At 58.5% G+C, this 3034-nt stretch carries 2 protein-coding genes; one reads left to right on the top strand and one right to left on the bottom strand.

Annotation, left to right across the window (positions count from 1 at the left end; all coding sequences use genetic code 11):
- Positions 1 to 2334: calcium-binding protein (locus ACXJKO_RS30955; protein ID WP_457094840.1), on the bottom strand; the 2334-nt coding region annotated here is incomplete at its 3' end.
- Between the two features lie 130 nt (positions 2335 to 2464).
- Here ACXJKO_RS30955 and ACXJKO_RS30950 point away from each other — a divergent pair.
- Positions 2465 to 3034, top strand: a 570-nt coding sequence (locus ACXJKO_RS30950) for a M20/M25/M40 family metallo-hydrolase (protein WP_457094839.1), incomplete at its 3' end; no start/stop codon positions are given.

The raw sequence follows: 3034 nt of genomic DNA, 5'->3' as shown, positions 1-3034 counted from the left end.
GCCGATCCAGAACGCCGCCTTGGAGAGCTGCGCCGGCTTCGCCTCGCTGCCCTTGTTTCCCAGCTTCTTGAAGATCGCGTTCTCCAGATAGATGGCATCGTCCTTCACATTGAAGTTCACGATCTTGTCGATGTTCTGGTTCTTCTTTTTAGCCACGGCGGAATTGAACACGAAGATGTCCGCTCCCTCGCCGCCATCCAGCGTGTCGGCTCCGAGACCGCCGACGAGACGATCTGCGCCCATATCGCCGTTGATCACGTCCGCACCGTCCCGGCCATCGAGCGTATCGTTGCCCGAGCCGCCATTGATGGTATTAGCGCCGGTGTTGCCGATGATCGTGTCGTTCATGTTGGCGCCGCCCAGCGTCAACGGCGTGAGGCCGTCCATCGCCTGCAGCACTTCCACCTGGGTGTTGTTGCCCAGCGATGCGCTGAAGGATGCGATGATGGTATCTCGGCCACCGCCGCCTTCCTCGATGATCACATCGCCAGCCGTCATGTAATAGATGTCGTCACCTCTGCCCCCGATGAGCCAATCGATGCCTGCACCGCCGTCAAGGGTGTCGCCGCCTTCACCGCCCTTCAGCGTATCGTCATACGCTCCACCGTCCATCCGGTCATTGCCGCCGGTGCCGACGATGTCGTAGCGGATGATCTCGATATTCGCGAGCTTGGAGTGATCGTAGCTCTTGCTGGACAGGATCACCGAGTCCGTACCCTCGCCGGCCGCTTCGACAACGACATCGTTGAGGCTGCGGACATAGTAGAGGTCGTCGCCCTTCCCGCCCTGGAGGCGCTCGCCCGCGCCGCCGAGTGCGCCGCCGCCATCCAGCGTATCGCTGCCCACTCCGCCGATCAGATTGTTGACGAGATTGTTGCCGGTCAGCTTCACGCCGGTCGTGACGGTTATGTCAACCTGGATCTGCTCGATGCCGATGGTATCGGATAGCTTGAAGCTGCTGGTGGAGACGACCACCTTGTCGAAGCCGCCACCGGCATCCGTGGTTTCGATGATCACATCGTTGGCATCGTCAACATAATAGCTGTCATTGCCGGCACCGCCCTCGAGCCTGTCACTGCCTGCTCCACCGTCCAGGACGTCGTTGCCGTCATTGCCATAAAGCTGGTCGCTGTCGCTTCCGCCATCCAAGAAATCGTTGTCATCCCCACCTTTGAGGATGTCGCTGCCGCCAAAACCGAACAGCTCGTCGTTGCCACCGAGGCCATCCATGTCGTCAATCGCATCGGAGCCTTCATGAACGTCCCGGCCTTCAGTGCCGACCCACGGAGCGAGCGAGCCATAGATCTCCGACATGAAGTGGAAACCCGTGCCATCCTGCTGAGTCCAGCTCACCACGAACGCGCCGTCGTCCAGAGCGATAATGCTCGGATTCGTCTGATCGCCTGCAAGGCTCGATCCCACGAAGACGGGAGCCGTCACAGCAGAACCGTCAGCCGCGCTGGTGATGACGTAGACGTCTCTGTCACCAGCATTGTTCATGGTGAGGAGAACCGCGAGGCTGCCATCCGAGAGCTGTGCAACAGTGGTTTTGAGGATCGTTCCAGCCGGCTTCGCGAAGGTGATAACGCCGCCACTTGCGTTGTGGGTGGCATCAAAGAGCTGTGCCCGAACAACTGCCGTGCTGTCCGTCTCTGTGGTGTAATCTTCCCAGGTGACAACAAATTTGCCAGAAGGCAATGCCGTTACCGAATGATGAACATCTCTAGCCGGGCCAATGTAATCAATCCCCGAGAAGCCCTTGCTACCTTCGACTTGGAGCTGTCCACCAGCATTTGCGTAGACAAGAACATGTGCGTTGTCAGTCAGGACGGCAAACGCATGATGAATATCATCGGGAGAGAGCGTATCGTTGAAGGGAGCCTCACCCTCCCGCACCGTGTGCACGGTATGCCATGGATCGCCGACAGTTCCACCCCTGTTAGCCTTGTAAACAATAGAGTAGCCCCCATCGTCTAAAGCAATGACCTTAGGCGAACTTTCTGCATCCACACCGCCCCAATCAACGGTGCTCTCTGTCGATGTCCCATCTGCACTCAGGACACATGTCTTGATCGCCCCACCTTCCATCCAGGTGATAACAGTCTTTCCCGCATCGGCGCCCTTGAGGGCCGCGACGCTGACATCCGTATAAGTCGCAGCACCTGCCTTAATGGTGAACTGAGCGTCTACTTCCCCACCGTCAGCGTCAAACTTCTGGGCGTAGATGCCATCTGCTCCAGCCCATACGGCCAGGAAGGTACCGTCTGCCTGTTTCGTCAGGCTGCCGCCGGTGCCCAAAGTGTTGAAGTTGACGGATTTGCTCAGTGTCGTCATTGCCTAGCCCCCAGGACAAGTTGAATGTAACTATATTATATATAGCTATTGTTCTTTTTGTCTCCGATCAAGTTTGCCATCCACAGCCTCACCCTTTAGACCGTGGGACTGGAATAACCCGAGGCTATAGATGTCCCCCCAAGGTCAGCGACTGACGCCGCTCGAGATGCTGGCGAAGCTGGTTTCGTTCGATACGGAAACGGCGAAATCGAACTTAGGCCTCATCGCGTTCGTCGAGGATTATCTCAAAAGCTGGAACGTGCCTTATGTGCGCGTGCCGAATGCAGCCGGTGACAAGGCGGCGCTCTACGCCACCATCGGACCGCAGGACAGAGGCGGCGTGGTTCTCTCAGGTCATACGGATGTAGTGCCCGTGGCGGGCCAGAACTGGACGTCGGACCCGTTCACGCTTCGCGTCGAGAACGGCCGCGCCTATGGGCGCGGCGCGGTGGACATGAAGGCGTTCGATGCGCTGGCGCTCGCGCTCATTCCTGAGTTCCAGGCCGCCAACCTGAAAACCCCGATCCACATTCTCCTCTCCTATGACGAGGAGACGACCTGCCTCGGCGTCGTCGATACGATCCGCAAACTTGGTCACGATCTGCCTTTGCCGAGCGCGGCGATCGTGGGAGAGCCGACGATGCTGGAAGTCGTGGATGCTCACAAGAGCGTCGTGACCTTCACCACGACGGTGCATGGG

The sequence above is a fragment of the Microvirga sp. P5_D2 genome (assembly GCF_054049475.1).
The sequence above is the reverse complement of the archived record's forward strand: the minus strand, read 5'-3'. Positions and strand labels throughout refer to the sequence as shown.